At 72.9% G+C, this 16,442-nt stretch carries 13 protein-coding genes; 2 read left to right on the forward strand and 11 right to left on the reverse strand.

Annotated elements, in window-relative coordinates:
• Window positions 1-124: 124 nt before the first annotated feature.
• Window positions 125-2,674: a DUF4062 domain-containing protein gene (locus AB0J88_RS22820; protein ID WP_364359331.1), complete on the forward strand. Its 2,550-nt coding sequence runs from the start codon at window positions 125-127 to the stop codon at window positions 2,672-2,674.
• Here the strand turns inward: AB0J88_RS22820 and AB0J88_RS22825 are convergent.
• Entirely contained in the window at window positions 2,671-4,068 is a 1,398-nt protein-coding gene (locus AB0J88_RS22825) for a PLP-dependent aminotransferase family protein (protein ID WP_364359328.1), read from the reverse strand. The two genes, AB0J88_RS22820 and AB0J88_RS22825, sit on opposite strands and share 4 nt — an antisense overlap.
• Between AB0J88_RS22825 and AB0J88_RS22830 the strand changes: the two genes are divergently transcribed.
• On the forward strand, window positions 4,067-5,011 hold the full coding sequence (locus AB0J88_RS22830; RefSeq protein WP_364359325.1) for a DMT family transporter: 945 nt from the start codon (window positions 4,067-4,069) through the stop codon (window positions 5,009-5,011). The genes AB0J88_RS22825 and AB0J88_RS22830 overlap by 2 nt on opposite strands.
• Here the strand turns inward: AB0J88_RS22830 and AB0J88_RS22835 are convergent.
• The 10 genes from AB0J88_RS22835 to AB0J88_RS22880 all read right to left on the reverse strand — a co-directional run bounded on the left by AB0J88_RS22835 (window position 5,000) and on the right by AB0J88_RS22880 (window position 16,274).
• Window positions 5,000-5,944, reverse strand: a complete 945-nt coding sequence (locus AB0J88_RS22835) for an iron-siderophore ABC transporter substrate-binding protein (RefSeq protein WP_364359322.1) — start codon at window positions 5,942-5,944, stop codon at window positions 5,000-5,002. The genes AB0J88_RS22830 and AB0J88_RS22835 overlap by 12 nt on opposite strands.
• 14 nt (window positions 5,945-5,958) lie before the next feature.
• Window positions 5,959-6,726, reverse strand: a complete 768-nt coding sequence (locus AB0J88_RS22840; RefSeq protein ID WP_364359319.1) for an ABC transporter ATP-binding protein — start codon at window positions 6,724-6,726, stop codon at window positions 5,959-5,961.
• On the reverse strand, window positions 6,723-7,733 hold the full coding sequence (locus AB0J88_RS22845) for an iron ABC transporter permease (RefSeq protein ID WP_364359316.1): 1,011 nt from the start codon (window positions 7,731-7,733) through the stop codon (window positions 6,723-6,725). Before AB0J88_RS22845 ends, AB0J88_RS22840 begins: the two co-directional genes overlap by 4 nt.
• Complete coding sequence (locus AB0J88_RS22850) at window positions 7,730-8,719, reverse strand: iron ABC transporter permease (RefSeq protein ID WP_364359313.1); 990 nt, start codon at window positions 8,717-8,719, stop codon at window positions 7,730-7,732. The genes AB0J88_RS22845 and AB0J88_RS22850 overlap by 4 nt, the downstream gene beginning before the upstream one ends.
• 78 nt (window positions 8,720-8,797) lie before the next feature.
• Window positions 8,798-11,017, reverse strand: a complete 2,220-nt coding sequence (locus AB0J88_RS22855) for a TIM-barrel domain-containing protein (RefSeq protein WP_364359310.1) — start codon at window positions 11,015-11,017, stop codon at window positions 8,798-8,800.
• Window positions 11,014-12,096 (reverse strand): glycoside hydrolase family 15 protein, encoded by a 1,083-nt coding sequence (locus AB0J88_RS22860; protein WP_364359307.1) that lies wholly within the window; start codon window positions 12,094-12,096, stop codon window positions 11,014-11,016. Before AB0J88_RS22860 ends, AB0J88_RS22855 begins: the two co-directional genes overlap by 4 nt.
• The gene (locus AB0J88_RS22865) at window positions 12,093-13,349 is read right to left on the reverse strand and encodes a sugar ABC transporter substrate-binding protein (RefSeq protein WP_364359304.1); all 1,257 of its coding nucleotides are present in this window, start codon (window positions 13,347-13,349) and stop codon (window positions 12,093-12,095) included. Before AB0J88_RS22865 ends, AB0J88_RS22860 begins: the two co-directional genes overlap by 4 nt.
• Window positions 13,350-13,382: 33 nt before the next feature.
• Window positions 13,383-14,195, reverse strand: a complete 813-nt coding sequence (locus tag AB0J88_RS22870) for a carbohydrate ABC transporter permease (RefSeq protein WP_364359301.1) — start codon at window positions 14,193-14,195, stop codon at window positions 13,383-13,385.
• A complete protein-coding gene (locus AB0J88_RS22875; protein WP_364359298.1) occupies window positions 14,188-15,066 on the reverse strand; it encodes a sugar ABC transporter permease in 879 nt (292 codons plus the stop codon). Before AB0J88_RS22875 ends, AB0J88_RS22870 begins: the two co-directional genes overlap by 8 nt.
• The gene (locus AB0J88_RS22880; protein ID WP_364359295.1) at window positions 15,063-16,274 is read right to left on the reverse strand and encodes an ROK family transcriptional regulator; all 1,212 of its coding nucleotides are present in this window, start codon (window positions 16,272-16,274) and stop codon (window positions 15,063-15,065) included. The genes AB0J88_RS22875 and AB0J88_RS22880 overlap by 4 nt, the downstream gene beginning before the upstream one ends.
• Between the last annotated feature and the right edge of the window lie 168 nt (window positions 16,275-16,442).

The following is a 16,442-nucleotide window of genomic DNA, read 5'->3' on the forward strand; positions in this document are numbered from 1 at the left end:
CAGGGCCAGGTTGGGGGCGGCGCTCACGTGCCGTCCTCATCTCTGGGAAAATTGGATCTCCCGTTGGGGAACGGCGCCGGGTGGGGGTAGTTTCGGCGTTAATCGGGGGATGTGATGGTTTTTCATGGCTGGCTGGGGCGACTCCGTGATCCACACTCCGGATCACCGGCTACGCATCTTCATCTCATCGGCTCTCGAGGAGCTGGAACCTGAGCGTCTCGCCGTCCGGGACACCATCGCCCGGATGCGCCTGGTGCCCGTGATGTTCGAGCTCGGCGCCCACCCCGCCGGCGGCCCCGAGGTCTACCGCGAGTACATCGACGCCAGCCAGCTCTTCATCGGCATCTACTGGGAACGCTACGACCACACCGGCATCGAGGACGAATATCTGGCCGCCGACCAGCTCCCCAGGCTGATCTACGTCAAGACCCCGGCGCCTGGCCGCGACCCGCGCCTCGCCGCTCTGCTCGACCGGATCCGCGACGACGCGCGGGTCAGCTACCGCCAGTTCCGCGACGCCGACGAGCTGCGCCGGGCCGTGGGCGAGGACATCGCCCTGCTGCTCAGCGAGCGGTTCAGCCCGGCCGGCACCGCACCACCCACGGACGCCCGCGTCCCGTTGCCCCTGCCGGTGGCACCCAATCGGCTGCTCGGCCGCGGTGCCGAGCAGCAGGCCCTGACCGACCTGCTGACCGACCCCGAGGTGCGGCTCGTGACGCTGACCGGCCCCGGCGGCGTGGGCAAGACCCGGCTGGCGCTGGCCCTCGGCGCGTCGCTGCGCGACAGGTTCCCCGACGGCGTCGCGTTCGCCGACCTGTCCGCCGTCGTCGACCCGGCCGCGGTCGGCATGACCATCGGCAACGCGCTCGACCTGCGGACCATGCCCAACCAGTCCGCCATCGACAACGCGGTCGCCTACCTGCGCGACCGCTCGGTGCTGCTCATCGTCGACAACATGGAGCACGTCACCGCCGCCGCGACCGACCTGTCCGCGTTGCTCGACGCGTGCTCGCGCGTCACGATCCTGGTGACGAGCCGCGTCCCGCTGCGGCTCACCGGCGAGCACGTCTTCGACGTACCTCCGTTGCGTGTCCCCGCGGCGACCGAAGACCCGACCATCGCCGTCGACCGGGACGGTGCGACCCAGTTGTTCATCGAGCGCGCCCGGGCCGTGAACGCCGGCTTCCGGTACGACGCCGACGGGGCGGCCGCGATCGTCGAGATCGTCCGTCGGCTCGACGGGCTCCCGTTGGCCATAGAGCTGGCCGCGGCCAAGGTCCGCGTGCTGCCACCGCGCGCCCTGGTCGACCGCCTCACCCGCCGGCTCGGCACGCTGACCGGCGGTGCCCGGGACCTGCCCGCCCGTCAGCGCACCCTGCGCGACACGATCGACTGGAGCTACCAGCTCCTGCCGCGGGCCGAACAGGAGATGTTCGCGCGGTTCGGCGCCTTCTCCGGCGGCTTCGACCTCGACGCGGCCCGGGCGGTGGCCGAGATGAAGGACCGCTACGCCGGCCTCGAGTCGCTCACCGAGCTGATCGAGAGCAGCCTGGTCACCCAGGACAACCGCGGTCCCGAGCCGCGCCTGTCGATGCTCGGCGTCGTGCGCGAGTTCGCGCTGGACAAGCTCCGCTCGGACTTCGACTGGGAGGACACCCACGAGCGGCACGCCCGCTACTACCTCGCCTTCGCCGAGGCGACCGCGCCGCCGGTCGGGCAGACCTCGACCGACCCCGACGCCGTCGACCTGCTCGAGCACGAGCACGACAACCTGCGCGCCGCGATCAACTGGTTCATCGACAAGGAACAGCTCGTCGAGGCCGTACGGCTCGGCTGGATGCTCTGGCCGCTCTGGTGGCTGCGCGGGCACATCGACGAGGGGTCCCGGACCGTGCGGCGGATGCTCGAGCACGCGGACGCGGCGCCCCGGCGCACGTACGCGCACATGCTCTTCGGCGACGGCGCCATCGCGTTCCTCAGCGGTGACAAGGAGCGCGCCCGGGTCCAGCTCGAGCGGGTCCTGCCGATCCTGCGCGAGGTGGGCGACCAGGACGTCAACGCCCGCGCCGCCGGCATGCTCGGGCAGCTCGCGCTGACCCGCGGCGACTACGCCGAGGCCCGCGTCCTGCTCGGCGAGACCAAGGAGATCAGTGAGCGGATCGGCGAGCTGTGGATGGCCGCGCTCTACCACACCCGGCTCGGCCTGGTGCCGCTCAACGAAGGCGACTACGCGGCCGCGACGGAGCTGTTCAACGACGGCCTGCGTACGGCCCGCAAGACCGACGACCACCTCGGCGAGGTCGTGGCGCTCTACAGCCTCGCCGTGACCGCGACCGCGGCAGGTGACCTGGAGACCGCGGCCCAGCACCTCGCGGCGGGGCTGCGGCTGTCGGCCGGCGCGAACGACGAGGCCGGCACCGCGCTCTACCTGTCGGCCCTGTCGGACCTCGCGGTCCGCGAGGGCGACCTGGCCCGGGCGGCGCGCCTCGCGTCCTCCGCCCGCAAGCTGCGGGCCTTCGCCGGCACCGCCTGGATGCAGGCGTACGTGCCGCCCTGGCCAGGCCTGGGCGCCGACCTCGACGCGGGTGACTACGCCGAGTCCCGCGAACAGGGCCAGGCCGACTCGCTCCAGGCGGCCGTGACCTACGCGCTGAGCGGCATCGAGTCCGCCTAGCGTCCCTTGTGGAGCGCCCGGGCGAGGCGGCGGACCGCTTCGTCCATCAGGTCCGGCGGGGCGGCGGCGTACGTCAGGCGCAGGTGCGGTGCCGGTGGCTCGGCGGCGAACCAGGGGCGGCCCGGGAAGACGACCACGCCCTCGGCCGCCGCGGCGGCCGCCAGCGCGACGTCGTCCGTGCCGTCCGGCAGGCGTACCCACAGGTGCAGGCCGCCGCGGGGGACCGGCGGGTCGGCGAGCTCCGGCAGGTGCCGGCGCAGCGCGGCCAGCAGCGCCTCGCGGCGAGCTCGCAAAGCGGTGCGCAGGAAGCGACGGTGCCGTGCCCAGGCGGGTGCGCTGACGAACTCGAGGGTGGCCTGTTGCAGCGGGCCGGTGACGAAGAAGTCGTCCAGCAGCCGGGCCGTGCGCAGCCGGGCGCCCGCCGGGCCACGGGCGCCGATCGCGGCCACCCGCAGGCCCGGCGCGGCCGACTTGGCCAGGGAGCGCACGTAGACGACGTGGCCGTCGGGGTCGTCGGCGACCAGCGGCGGCGGCGCCTCGCCGTCGATGGTGAGGTCGCGGGCGTAGTCGTCCTCGATCAGGAACGCACCCGCGTCGCGGACCGCCCCGGCGACCTCGCCGCGCCGGTCGGCCGACAGCGTCGCGCCGTGCGGGTTGGCGTGCAGCGGCTGGCAGTAGAACAGGCGCGCGCCGGTGCGGCCGAAGGCGGCCGCTAGCTGGTCGGGTCGGACCCCGTCGGTGTCGGCGGGCACCGGCACCACCCGCAGCCCGGCCGCGCGCGCGGTGGCCAGCGTGCCCAGGTAGGTCGGCGACTCCACGAGCAACGTGTCTCCCGGCGCGCAGAGTGCCCGCAGCGCCGTCGACAGCGCGGCCTGGCCGCCGGGGCAGATCACGAGGTCGTCGGGGCGCAGGCCACCGCCGGCCTCGCGGGCGAACCAGGCGCGCAGGTCCGCGTTGCCCTCCGCCGGGCCGCGCTGCCACGACGCGGGCTGCCGGGCGGCGCGGGCCAGGGCGGCACCGAGCGCCGCCGCGGGTTGCAGGTCCGCGTCCAGGTAGCCGCCGGAGAGCGGGATCGAGCCGGCGGGCGGCAACGCCAGCAGGGCCCGCATGTCCTCCTCGCCGGGCCGGCCGCTGCCGAGGGCGACGGTCTGCCAGGACAGGTCAGGTGCGCGGCGGTCGGGCGGGGCAGCGGCGACGAAGGTGCCCCGGCCGGGCCGCGTCTCGACGAGACCCTGGGCGACGAGGTGCCGGATCGCCTCGGCGACGGTGACCGGCGAGGCCTGGTGACGGGCGGTCAGCTCGCGGACCGCGGGCAGCCGGGTGCCGGGCTCGGCCGCCGCCACCGCCGCGCGCAGATCTTGGATAACGCGGGCGGCTGCGTTACCGTCATTCATGAGAAGCAAGAGTAACGCTACTGGTGCGGGTACGGTAACTGTCGGGTTGGTCCTCGGCGCGCTGGGCGTGCTCGCGTTCAGCATGTCGCTGCCGGCCACCCGGGTCGCCGTCGAGCGGTTCGACCCGTGGTTCGTGGCGTTCGGCCGGGCCGTCGGCGCGGCGCTGCTCGCTTCGGTCTACCTGTGGTTCACCCGCGCCCCCCGCCCGACCCGCGCGCAGTGGCGGCGCCTCGCGGTCGTCACGCTCGGTGTGGTCGCGGGCTTCCCGCTGTTCACCTCGCTGGCGTTGCGCGACGAGACCGCCGCGCACGGCGCCGTGGTGGTCGGGGTGCTGCCGGCCATGACCGCCGTGTTCGCGGTGCTCCGGGCCGGCGAGCGCCCGCCGCGGACGTTCTGGCTGGCGAGCGCCGGCGGACTGCTGGCGGTCCTGGTCTTCCTCGCGGCCAGCGGCACCATCCATGGTGGACTGTCGCTGGCCGACCTGTTCCTGCTCGCCGCCGTGGTGCTCTGCGGCCTGGGCTACGCCGAGGGTGGCGCGCTGGCCCGCGAGCTCGGTGGTGCCCGCACGATCTGCTGGGCGCTGCTGGTGGCCCTGCCCGTCACCGCGCCGGTGACGGTGGTGGCGGCGGTGGCCGCGCCGCCGCACGCCGACGGGCCGGGCTGGGCGGCCTTCGGCTACCTGACCGTGGTGTCGATGTTCCTGGGCTTCTTCGCCTGGTACGCCGGCCTGGCCCGCGGCGGCATCGCCCGGGTCGGCCAGATCCAGCTGGCGCAGCCGGTGCTCACCATGGGCTGGTCGGCGCTGCTGCTCGGCGAGACGGTCACCGTCGGCGCGATCGCCGCGGCTCTGGCGGTGCTGGTCTTCGTGGTGCTGACCCAACGCACCCGCGCCGCGGGTCCCGGACGCCCGGTCCGGGACCCGGTCACGCAATCAGGCGGCTAGGTGGCTCTGGACGTCGTCCAGGATCTTGTTCGCCGCCGTCACGCCGATGCCGGTCATCCACGTCTCGGCGGGCACGTCCCAGGCCTTGCCGGCCTTGACGGCGCCCAGGTCCTTCCACAGGTTGCCGCCCGTGACCTTCGCCTTCTGGCCCTCGGCGGTCGGACCCTGGGCCGTCACGAACATGACGTCGCCGTCGAGGTCGGCGATGCGCTCCGGGCTGACCTTGTCGAACCGCTTGTCGTCCTTGTCCGCCAGCAGTTGGCGCTCCGGGCGGCCCAGGCCGACGTCGCGCAGGACGATGCCGGAGAAGCCGTCCGGGCCGTACACCCGGATCTCGGCCGGCATGAAACGCACGACGGACACCTTGACGCTCGCGGCGTTCGGGATCTTCGTGCCCAGCTCCTTGGCCCGGGTCTCGTACGAGGCGAGCAGGTCCCTGGCCTTCTGCTCCTGACCGAGGGCCTTGCCGTCGAGCAGGAAGTTCTCCTTCCAGGTGATGCCGACCCGGTCGGTGAACACGGTCGGCGCGATCGCCGACAGCTCGTCGTAGAACTTCTCCTGGCGGAACTTGCTGCCGAGGATCAGGTCAGGCTGGAGCGCCGCGACGGCCTCGAGGTCGGGCTCGGAGATCTCGCCGACACCCTTCGTCGAGGACAGGTCACCGAGGTACGCCGGCGGCTTGTCCAGCTCCGGCAGCTCCGTCGCGCCGACCGGGGTGATGCCGAGGCTCACGGCCGTGTCGATCTTGTCCGTGTCCAGCACGACGACCCGCTTCGGGTGCAGCGGCACCGTGGTGGTGCCCATCGCGTGGGTGATCTGCCGCGTGGCGGCGTCGTCGGTGCCGCCGGCGACCGGGTCGCTGGAGCACGCGGTCAGCGCCGCCGCGGCCAGCGCCAGGCCGGCGAGCACGGTCGCGGTTCTACGGTGAGACATTGAACTTCCTAACTTCAGATGTGCAGGACGAGCGGTGCGTCGCTCACCGGGCAGGGCACGACCACGGAGTCGAGCCCGAAGACGTCGCGGACCAGGTCGGCGGTGACCACCTCGCGGGGTGGGCCGGCCGCCACCACCGTGCCGTCGCGCATCGCGACGAGGTGGTCGGCGTACCGGGCGGCCTGGTTGAGGTCGTGCAGCACGGCGACAACCGTGCTGCCGCGGTCGCGCATGCCACGCAGCAGGTTGAGCACCTCGACCTGGTGCGCCAGGTCGAGGAAGGTGGTCGGCTCGTCGAGCAGCAGCGTCCCGGTCCGCTGAGCCAACGCCATGGCGATCCAGACGCGCTGGCGCTGGCCGCCGGAGAGCTGGTCCACCGGGCGATCGGCGAGCGATGCCACGCCGGCCTGAGTCATCGCCTGCTCCACGGCGGTCGTGTCCTCCGGGGACCACTGCTGCCACCAGCGCTGATGTGGCTGCCGGCCGCGACCGACCAGATCCGCCACCGTCACGCCCTCCGGCACGAGCGGGCTCTGCGGGAGCACGCCGAGCCGGCGGGCCACCTCGCGTGTCGGCAGCGTGGTGATGTCGGTGCCGTCCAGCAGCACCGTGCCCTGCCGGGCCGGCAGCAACCGCGCGAGGGTGCGCAGCAGAGTCGACTTCCCGCAGGCGTTCGGGCCGACGATCACCGTAAACGCGCCGTCCGGCAACGAGAGGTCGAGCCCCTCGAACACGGACCGGTCGTGGTAGCCGGCGGCGAGTCCCTGGGCGGTCAGCTTCATCGCTTCCTCCGGACGAGCAGGAACAGCAGGTACGGGCCACCGATCGCGGCGGTGACGACGCCGGCCGGGAGCTGGGTCGGCGCGAACACGAGCCGTCCGACCAGGTCGGCGAGCACCACCAGCAGGGCGCCGGTCAGCCCGGCGGCGACCAGCGGCGGCCGTTCGGTGCGGACCAGCCGGCGGGCCACCTGCGGGGCGACCAGCGCGACGAAGTCGACGGCGCCGACCTGGGCCGTGACCATCGCGGCGAGCAGCACGCCGGCGGCGGCCAGCCCGATCCGGCGGGCGACGGGGCGGGTGCCGAGGCCGCGGGCCGTGTCGTCGTCGAGCGCGCTGGTGCGCAGCGCCCACCCGGCCCAGAACAGCACCGGCAGCAGCGCCACGAGGGTGCCGGTCAGCCAGAGCGTCTCGGTCCAGCCGCGGCCGGCCAGCGTGCCGACGAGCCAGATGTGCGCGCGCTGACCGTCGATCGGCTCGGCGGTGAGCATGACGATCTCGGTCAGCGCCCGCAGCGCGATCGCGACGGCGACGCCGGCGAGCACGAACCGCTTGGCGGCCAGGCCGTGCCGGGCTCCGAGCGCGAGCACCATGGCCGCGGCGAGCAGGCCGCCGGCCAGCGCCGAGGGTGCGATCACGGCGGCCGCGGCCCCGCTGGTCAGCGCGATGGTAGCGGCCAGGCCGGCGCCCTGGGTGATGCCGATGATGTCGGGGCTGGCCAGGGGGTTGCGGGCGACGCCCTGGATCAGCGCGCCGGCCACGCCGAACAGCACGCCGACCGCGACCGCGAGCACGGCCCGGGGGAGTCGGAGCCGTTGGACCACGACGTCGTACGGGGTGCCCGTGCCGGACAGCGATTTCAGCACGTCGCCCGGTGCCACGTACGGCTTGCCGAGCGAGACCGCGAGCACCAGCGCGACGGCCAGCAGCACGAGCAGCACGAGCGAGACGACGACGGCGCGCCGCCGGACGACCAGCGTCAGGCCGCCGATCCTCAGCACGGCGGTCACGCGGACACCACCTTGGCCCGCGTCACCAGCACGGCGAGCAGCGGTGCGCCGATCAGCGCGGTGACGATGCCCGCCGAGACCTCGCCCGGCAGCGCGACGACCCGGCCGATCACGTCGGCGCCCAGCAGCAGCGCGGGGCCGATCGGCACCGACGTGGCCAGCACCCACCGCTGGTCACTGCCGACCAGGAACCGGGCGAGGTGCGGCACCGCGAGGCCGACGAAGGCGATGGGGCCGGCCGCCGCGACGCCGGCACCGGTGAGCAGCACCGCGGCGACGCCGCCGCCGATCCGGGTCAGGCCGACCCGGGTGCCCAGCCCGCGCGCCACGTCGTCGCCGAGGGCGAGGGAGTCCAGGCCGCGGGCGACCACGGCGGCGAGCACGACGCCGGTCAGCAGGAAGGGCAGCACCTGGAGCGCCACCGACGAGTCGCGGCCGGTCAGCCCGCCGACGACCCAGAAGCGGTACTCCTCGAACGTGCGGGCGTCGGCGCTGAGGAGGCCGGCCGTGATCGCGCCGAGGCTGGCGTCCAGGGCTGCGCCGACGAGGGCGAGGGTCACGGGGGAGGCGCCGTCCCGGGTGCGCGCGGCGACACCGAAGACCACCAGCCCGGCACCGAGGGCGCCGGCGATGCCGAACCAGACGTACCCGGTCAGCGATCCGATGCCGAAAACCGTGATGGCCACGACGACGCCGAGCGAGGCGCCGGCGCTGATGCCAAGAATCCGGGGTTCGGCCAGGGGATTGCGGGTCAACGCCTGGAGGAGCACGCCCGCGGCGGCCAGGGCCGCACCGACGACGAGGCCGAGCAGCGTCCGGGGTACCCGCAGGTCCCAGACGACGCTGGCGGCCTCACCGCCGTCCGGAGCGACGAGCGCGTGCCAGACGCGCCCGACGCTCAACGGATTGCTGCCCACCGCGAGGCTGGCCAGCACGACCAGGACGAGCACCGCCGCCCCGGCCAGCAGAACCAATCGACGACGCACCCGAGTCCTTAGCTAAGCCTGCCCTAACTGAGAAGGGCACTCTAATAGCAGGACTCACGTCGTGTCCCGAGCCGTGATCTAGCGCACGTCGAAGACTCCCGCGAAGGCGGGCCAGGCCGAGGCGCGGCAGTAGACCGGGACTACGTCGATCGGGGTGTCCCGCCGGTGCTCCTGGCCGCCGTCGACGGGCGTTCCGGTCCACACGTCGACCCAGTCGCCGGCCGGCAGGTACGTCGTCCACGCCGCCGTGCCGGGCTCGGTGACCGGGTTGACCAGCAGGTCGGCGCCGAGCATCCACTGTCGCGGCCGCGTCCAGACCCGGGTGTCGCCGGGCTCGTCGAAGAACAGCGGGCGCATCAACGGCCGGTCGGTGCCGATCGTCGTGGCCGCCTCGCGCGCCAGGTACGCCACCAGCCGCTCGCGCAGGTGGGCGAACCGCCGGAAGACCGGCACGACCCGCTCGTCACCGGACGTCTCGGCGACGTGCCAGGGCGTGCGGTCGCGCAGCGGAAGCTGGTGGTGGTTGAACTCCGAGTGGTACTGCATGATCGGCATGAACGTGGACGCCGCCGCGGCGCGCAGGTAGAGCTCCGCGTCGGGCACCGGTCCGGAGAAGCCCGCGAGATCCCAGCCCCAGTAGACGATGCCGCACGCGGCCGCCGTCAGCCCCGCCGTGACGGAGTTGCGGAACGCCTCCCACGTCGAGTCCTCGTCGCCCGCCCAGAACACCCCGTGCGCCTGCGAGCCGGTGAACCCGCTGCGGGAGAACGTGACCGGCGCCTTGCCGTGGGCGCGGAGCAGGTCACCGAACGCCCGCGCGTAGTGCACCGGATAGCGGTTGTTGCCCTCGTCGCCCCGACTGCCGTCGCCGTAGCGCAGGTCATGTCCCCAGGCGTGCTCGCCGCCGTCGGTCTTGAACCCGTCGACGTCCCAGTCCCGCACGAGGTAGGCGCGCTTCGCGGTCCACCACTCGCGCGTCGCGGCCGTGGACAGGTCGGGCATGAGCGACTTCGGGAACCACCAACCCCGGTTGTGGTACGGCGAGCCGTCCGCCTCCCGCACGGCATGGCCGCCGGCGACCAGCGCGGCACCCTCGGCCAGCACCTGGTCGTGCAGCCCTGGCTCGGACTCGGCGGTCTTCAGCAGCGGGATCTGCCACAGCAGCACCTTGACGTTCCGGTCGTGGAGCTCGGCGACCATGCCCTTCGGGTCCGGCCACGCGCCGTCCGAGGGATAGCTGAAGTCGCCGTCCTTGAACGGTGACCCGTCGGGGCGCGGCGCGTAGGCGGCGTCCCGCGGGATCATGATGCCTTCCTCGTCGCTCCACGCCTCGATGACCACCGCGCCGACGGGGATGTCGAGCTCGCGGTGCTTGTCCATCCGGTCCAGCACGATCCGCTGGGTGTTCCACTCGTTGCCGGACGCCCAGAGCCGGAAGACCCAGTCGGGCAGCTCCTCGGCCCGGCCCACCTCGTCCAGGAACGCGCCGAGCACCTCGGTCGGCGTGCCGTCGTAGATGCCGAGGTCGACCCGCTCGCGCGCGGTGCCGCCGAGGGCGACCTCGACGACGAGCCGGTCCGGGGAGGTGGCGCCGACGTCGTACCAGGTGCGCCGGCTCGTCCGCACGTGAAAGCCCCAGCTGTCGGTGCCGATCACATGGGCGAACGGCATCGGCAGGTACGTGCGGCCGTGCGCGCCCTGCGCCTTGTACTGCTCGAAGACCACCGCGTCGAGCCGCCGCCCGGCCTGGTCGAGGTGGTCGAAGCGCTCGCCGAAGCCGACGACGTGGTCACCCGGGCGCAGGGCGAGCGCGAAGCGGGCGCGGTGCACGCCGTCGGCTGAGACCAGCCACCCGACGTCGCCGGCGAGACGCTCTCCGCCGCCGGTCAGCGCCACGTCGACGCCGACCGGGACCTCAGTCGTCCAGTCGGCCGAGGCCACGCGGAACCACTCGGTTGACTGGTCTCCCGCGACGAACCGGTAGTCGGCGCTCCCGGTGACGGGCGGGGACTCGACGGCCCACCCGCCGTCCCCGCCCAGCGCTGCGGCCTGCGCGCCCGCGAGGTGGCCCTCGCCACCGGCCAGGGCGGCCGCGTCGGCGGCGCTGCCGGTGTGGGGCGCGAGCGCGAGCGGGACCACGCCGTCGGCGGTCCGCCACTCGCAGCGCACGGCGGTGACATCGGGAGACGCCCACACTCCGAGCAGCACCCGCTGACCGGTGAGGGGCAGCACCGGCACACGCTGGTCCAGCGACGTGGCGTACGGGTGCTCGATCCCGTGTGGACGGTGTCGGATCATGCCAGCACTCCCAGTTCGTCGGCGAGAATCAGGTACATGCCGTGCGACCACAGCAGCGGCGTCGCGACCGGACCCCAGCGGTCGAGCCACTCCTGGCGGCTCGTGGGGTGCAGCAGATGATGGGGAACCTGCTCGGGCAGCTCGCCGTCAGGCGTGGCCTGGTCGGCGATCCAGATCAGGTGCCGCCAGGCACCGGCCCGGTCACCCGCGCGGGACAGGTTCCAGCCGAGCAGCGCGGACAGCAGCAGCCACTGGCCGCCGCCGTAGAACACGTCGGCGGTGAAGCGGTGGACGCCGCCGTCGACGTCCAGGTCCGCCGCGACCTTGGCCAGCGTCGCGGCCGCCACCGGTGACCCGGGGGAGACCAGCCCGAACGGGACGACGCAGGCCGGCAGCGAGCCGTCGACGGCGGAGGATCCCAGCCACTTCACCAGGTGGCCGTCGCGCACCCCCTCGGTCAGGGCCAGCTCCCGGGCCGCCTCGGCGGCGGCCGCCGCCGAGACAGCGCGCTCGCCGGTCAGCAGGCCGGCCGCCGCGAGCAACCCGCCGTGGATCGCACCGAGCGTCGACACGTGCCGATGCTCGACGTGCTCCTCCCACCAGTCGTAGCAGGGCCGGTCCCAGAACGCGGTGAGGAAGTCGACGGCCACCTCGATGCCGGGCAGCCAGCGGGCCGGGTCGAGCCCGTGCCGCCGCGCGTGGGTGACCACCGACCACAGCCAGGTGCCGTAGCCGTCGGTCTGGAAGTCCCACCAGGGGTCTGAGCCGTCGAGCCCGTCGAACGTGAAGCGCGTGGGGAGCATCTGCTCGATCGGCGCGGCGGGGCCGGCCGACCGCAGCCGGTCGACCTGCGCCCGCCGGTCGGCCAGCACGCGGCTGACCCAGTCGTGGAAGCGGTTGGCCGAGTCGACGTCCCCGAACCGGGAGACGCCTTCGGCGGTGAAGCCACCGTCGCGCAGCCAGGCATAGCCGCGGTACGCCGAGAAGGTCGGCGCGGCCGGGTAGGCGCCGCCGGGGTGCTGGTGTGCGGTGATGACGGCGTGGCTGCGAGCGGCCAGCGCGACGGTGTTCGAGGTCACGAGAGGAGCTTGTCGACGGCCTTTTGGGCGTCGGTGAGTGCGGTGGCGACATCCTTGCGGCCGGCCGCGGCGGCCGACAGCTCCTTGGTGACGGCGTCCTGCATCTCCTGCTGGCGCTCGACCACCGGCGGCAGCACGGTGGCGTCCAGCGAGTCGAACACGGCCTGCCGGTTGGCGGGCTTGCCGGCGGTCAGGTAGCTGGCCACCTTGCCGGTGTCGGCGACCGGCGGCAGCTCCCAGCTAGTGGCGAGCCGGGCCTTGACCATGTCGTCGGAGGAGGTGAGGAAGGTGACCCACTTCTGGGCGGCCGCCTGGTTCTTGCTCGCGGCCGAGACGACGGTGCCGTTGGTGAACATCGCCGATGCCTTCCTGGTGTCACCGGGCTCGACGGCGATGTCCCAGTCGAACTTCGCGTCGGCCAGGCCGGAGAACATCCAGATGCCGCTGTGCCACATGGCCAGCTTGCCGTCCTTGAACAGCTTGGAGTCGAAGTCGGGGGTGCCGGCGCCCTGCGCCTCGGTCGGCATCGTCCTGCCGGCCTTGCCTACCAGGAACTGTGCGGCCTTGCGGCCCGCGTCGGAGTTGAACGTCGCCGACTTCCTGTCCGGCGCCAGGAACTCGCCGCCCGCCTGGGCGAGGGCCTTGTAGAACTCGAAGAACGAGATCGGCTGGTAGTCGCCCCAGACGCCCTTGCCCTTGTTGGTCAGTTTGGTCGCCGCGGCCTGCTCGTCGGCCCAGGTCCAGCTCGCCGTGGGCGGTGCGACGCCCGCCGCGTCGAACAGGTCCTTGTTGTAGAACAGCACGACGTTGGAGAACGACGCCGGCAGGCCGTACTGCTTGCCGTCGGCCTGGAACGCCTGGAGCAGCGACGGCTTGTAGGGTGCCGCGTCCACGTCCTTGAGCTCGGCCAGGGAGCCGTTGGCGGTGTAGGTCACGAAGTTCTCGTAGTTGAGCTCGAACGCGTCACCCGCGGTGCCACCGGCGACGGCGGTCTGGAGCTTGGTGAAGTAGTCGGCGTACGGCAGCGTCTCGATCTGGACCGTGATGTCCGGGTTGGCCGACTCGAACGCGGCCTTGATGGCGTCGAGGTCCTTCTCGTGCCCGTCGTTGGCCGAGAAGTTCATGTAGCGGACGGTGGTCTTGCCGGCGACCGGCTCGTCCGCCCGGGTGGCCGATCCCTGCGAGCAGGCGGCCAGGGCCAGAGCCAGGGTGGCGACCACGGGCGCCGCGGCGCGTCTGACGAGACTCCTCATGTCAGCGTTCCTTTCGTAACCGGGGGAAGGGGTTCACTTGATGCCGGTGTGTGCGATCCCGGCGATGATGTGGCGCTGCGCGAACAGGTAGACGACGGCGATCGGCAGGATCGAGAAGACCGAGCCGGCCATCACCACGTCCCAGTCGGTGGTGAACTGGCCCTGGAGGGTGGACAGGCCCAGCGGCAGCGTCATGAGCTCGGGGGAGCGGATCACGACCAGGGGCCACAGGAACGAGTTCCAGCTGCCCATGAACGCGAAGACCGCGACGGTGGCCAGTGCCGGCCGGATGAGCGGCAGCACGATGGTGGTGAAGACGCGCAGGTGGCCGGCGCCGTCGATGGTGGCGGCCTCGTCGAGGTCGCGGGGCAGCGACTCGACCGCCTGCCGCAGCAGGAAGACGCCGAAAGCGGACGCGATCGACGGCGCCAGCAGCGACAGGTACGTGTCCTGCAGGTTGAGGGTCTTCATCTCGATGAACAGCGGGACGACCAGCACCTGCATGGGCACCATCAGGGTGGCGAGGTAGAGGCCGAAGACGAGGCCCTTGCCGCGGAAGGCGAGCCGGGCGAAGCCGTAGGCCGCCATGGAACCGGTGACGAGCTGGAACAGGGTGCTGGCGGCGGCGATCCAGAACGAGTTGAGCGCGATGCGCCACATGGGCAGGGCGTCGAGCAGCTCGCGGTACGCGGCCAGCGTCGGGTCCTTGACGACGAGCGTGGGACCGCCGGCCAGGCTGCCGTTCGGGGTGATCGAGGTGATCACCGTCCAGAGGAACGGGACGAGCATGACGGCCGCGCCGGCGACGACGGCGGTCCACCGCAGGACCGTGCGGAGGCTAGGCATAGTGCACCCACCGGCGCTGGCCGCGCACCTGGACCGCGGTGATGAGCAGGATGACCGCGAACAGGATCCAGGACAGCGCGCTGGCCTCGCCGGCTCGCCCGTACCGGAAGGTGAGGTCGTAGATCTGGCCCACGACGACCTGGCTGGAGCCCGAGGGGCCGCCGCCGGTCATCACGTAGACCTGGTCGAAGACCTGGAAGCCGTTGATGAGCGAGATGACGACGACGAAGAACGTCGATGGTGACAGCAGCGGCAGGGTGACGCGCCAGAAGCGCTGCCACGCGCCGGCGCCGTCGGTGCGGGCGGCCTCCAGCACGTCCTGCGGGATCGCCTGCAGTCCCGCGAGCATGATGACCATGACGAAGCCGAGGTCCTTCCAGGCCGAGGCGAGGATGACGGCGGGCAGCGCCCAGGCGGGGTCGGTCCACCAGCCGGGCTGGGGTGCCCCGAGCGCGCCCAGCAACGAGTTGACGAGGCCGCTGTTCGGGTTGAGCAGCCACTTCCAGACGAGGGCGACGACCACCCAGCTCGTGACGACCGGCAGGAAGTACGCGGCACGGAAGAACGCGCGGCCGGGCATCCGTTGGTTGAGCAGCAGGGCGAGGCCGAGCCCGCCGGCGAACACCAGGGGCAGGTAGCCGGCGCAGTAGAGCAGCGTGTGGGCGAACACGTCGCGGGTCGCGGGGTCGCGCAGCAGGTGGGTGTAGTTGTCGACGCCGACCCACTCCATCGGCGAGATGAGGTTCCAGCGGTGAAGGCTGACCCAGAGCGACGACACCATGGGTACGGCGGTGAACAGCACGAGCGGGATGGCGCTGGGCAGGAGGAAGAACAGCACCCAGCCTCGGTTGCGCCAACCGCGGCGGCTCATCGGGCCGCCTCCGGCCCGGTCTGCAGCCGGGCGCGGACGAGCTCGCCCTGTGCGCCCGCGGCGGCGGCGTCGAACGGGGATGCCAGCACCAGCGAGGCTGCGCCGACCGCCCACTGGTCCTCGGTCCACGAGTCGACCAGGCACCGGATGCCGCGCCGGGCGGGCATGAGCTGGCGCCGGAACGCCTCCTCGAAGCCGGTCTCCCAGAACGACCAGTCGCGGATGCCCTCACCCATCAGCACGACCAGCTCGGGGTCGACGGTGTGCACGACTCCGGCGAGCGTGCGCCCGAGCAGGCGCCCGGCCTCGTGGTAGACCTCCAGCGCTCGGGGGGCACCGGCGCGGGCGGCCTTGGCGAGGGTGGCGATGGTGCCGCGCGGCCCGATGGCGCCGGCCTTGATCGCGGCGGCGACCAGACCGGCCTCGCCGATGTAGGCCTCCAGGCAACCGGTGTTGCCGCAGCCGCAGGTCGGGCCGTCGGCGGAGACCGGGATGTGCCCGATCTCCCCGGCGCCGCCGTGCGCTCCGCGGCTGACCGAGCCCTGGTGGACCATCCCGCAGCCGATGCCGAGGCCGATCGTGACCACCATGAACGACGCGTGCTCGCGCCCGTGCCCGTAGACGATCTGGGCCGCCGCGAGCGTGTTCACGTCGTTGTCGACGAGGACGGGCACGCCGAGCGCGTCGCGCAGGCGCCGGCCGACCGGCACCTGGCTCCAGCCGAGCGTGGGCGCGTCGACCATGCCCGACGCCTGCGCGTCGACCGCGCCGGGCAGCCCGACCCCGACGCCGAGCAGGTGGCCGTCGTGGGCGGTGACGACGTCGCGCAGGATGCCGCTGAGCGCTTCGAGGGCGGCCGGCCGCGCCGGGTCGAACGGCTCGGACCGGGACGAGCGGACGGTGCCGTCGAGGTCGACGGTGACGACCGCGACGTGGTCGGCGGTCACCTTGGCGCCGATCGCGCCGCCCGCGGCGCGGACCAGGCCGAGCAGGGTCGCCGGGCGGCCGCCGTTGCTGGGCACCGACCGCAGCTCGGTGACGAGCCGGCGCTGGAGCAGCTCCTTCGTGGTCTGGGTGACGGTGGCGGGGCTGACGCCGAGCACGCGGGCGATGTCGGCGCGGGACGAGGCTCCGCGGGTGCCCAGCACGCCGAGCACGGCGGCGCGGACGAGGTCGCCGCGTGGGGATACCTGCCCGGACCGTGCCATGCCGCCACCCTTTATTCAGACCTAAATTTAGGAGGCAATCTAGAGCGGCGTGGATCGGCACGTCAAGACCCGGTCAGGCAGTGGCTCGACCAAACGGGCATAAACCTGTGGAAACCACAAATAACGCCTCAACCATCGCCTAACCTCCGGAATGAAGCGCCGCGAAGC

This window comes from Asanoa sp. NPDC049475, assembly GCF_040676915.1.
Lineage (GTDB): Bacteria > Actinomycetota > Actinomycetes > Mycobacteriales > Micromonosporaceae > Asanoa.

What these genes read in the sequence shown, in the direction of transcription:
- AB0J88_RS22820 (WP_364359331.1), top strand. Translation starts at nt 125, where the DNA reads ATGGCTGGCTGGGGCGACTCCGTGATCCACACTCCGGATCACCGGCTA.
- AB0J88_RS22830 (WP_364359325.1), top strand. Translation starts at nt 4,067, where the DNA reads ATGAGAAGCAAGAGTAACGCTACTGGTGCGGGTACGGTAACTGTCGGG.
- AB0J88_RS22825 (WP_364359328.1), bottom strand. Translation starts at nt 4,068, where the DNA reads ATGAATGACGGTAACGCAGCCGCCCGCGTTATCCAAGATCTGCGCGCG.
- AB0J88_RS22835 (WP_364359322.1), bottom strand. Translation starts at nt 5,944, where the DNA reads ATGTCTCACCGTAGAACCGCGACCGTGCTCGCCGGCCTGGCGCTGGCC.
- AB0J88_RS22840 (WP_364359319.1), bottom strand. Translation starts at nt 6,726, where the DNA reads ATGAAGCTGACCGCCCAGGGACTCGCCGCCGGCTACCACGACCGGTCC.
- AB0J88_RS22855 (WP_364359310.1), bottom strand. Translation starts at nt 11,017, where the DNA reads ATGATCCGACACCGTCCACACGGGATCGAGCACCCGTACGCCACGTCG.
- AB0J88_RS22865 (WP_364359304.1), bottom strand. Translation starts at nt 13,349, where the DNA reads ATGAGGAGTCTCGTCAGACGCGCCGCGGCGCCCGTGGTCGCCACCCTG.
- AB0J88_RS22870 (WP_364359301.1), bottom strand. Translation starts at nt 14,195, where the DNA reads ATGCCTAGCCTCCGCACGGTCCTGCGGTGGACCGCCGTCGTCGCCGGC.
- AB0J88_RS22875 (WP_364359298.1), bottom strand. Translation starts at nt 15,066, where the DNA reads ATGAGCCGCCGCGGTTGGCGCAACCGAGGCTGGGTGCTGTTCTTCCTC.
- AB0J88_RS22880 (WP_364359295.1), bottom strand. Translation starts at nt 16,274, where the DNA reads ATGGCACGGTCCGGGCAGGTATCCCCACGCGGCGACCTCGTCCGCGCC.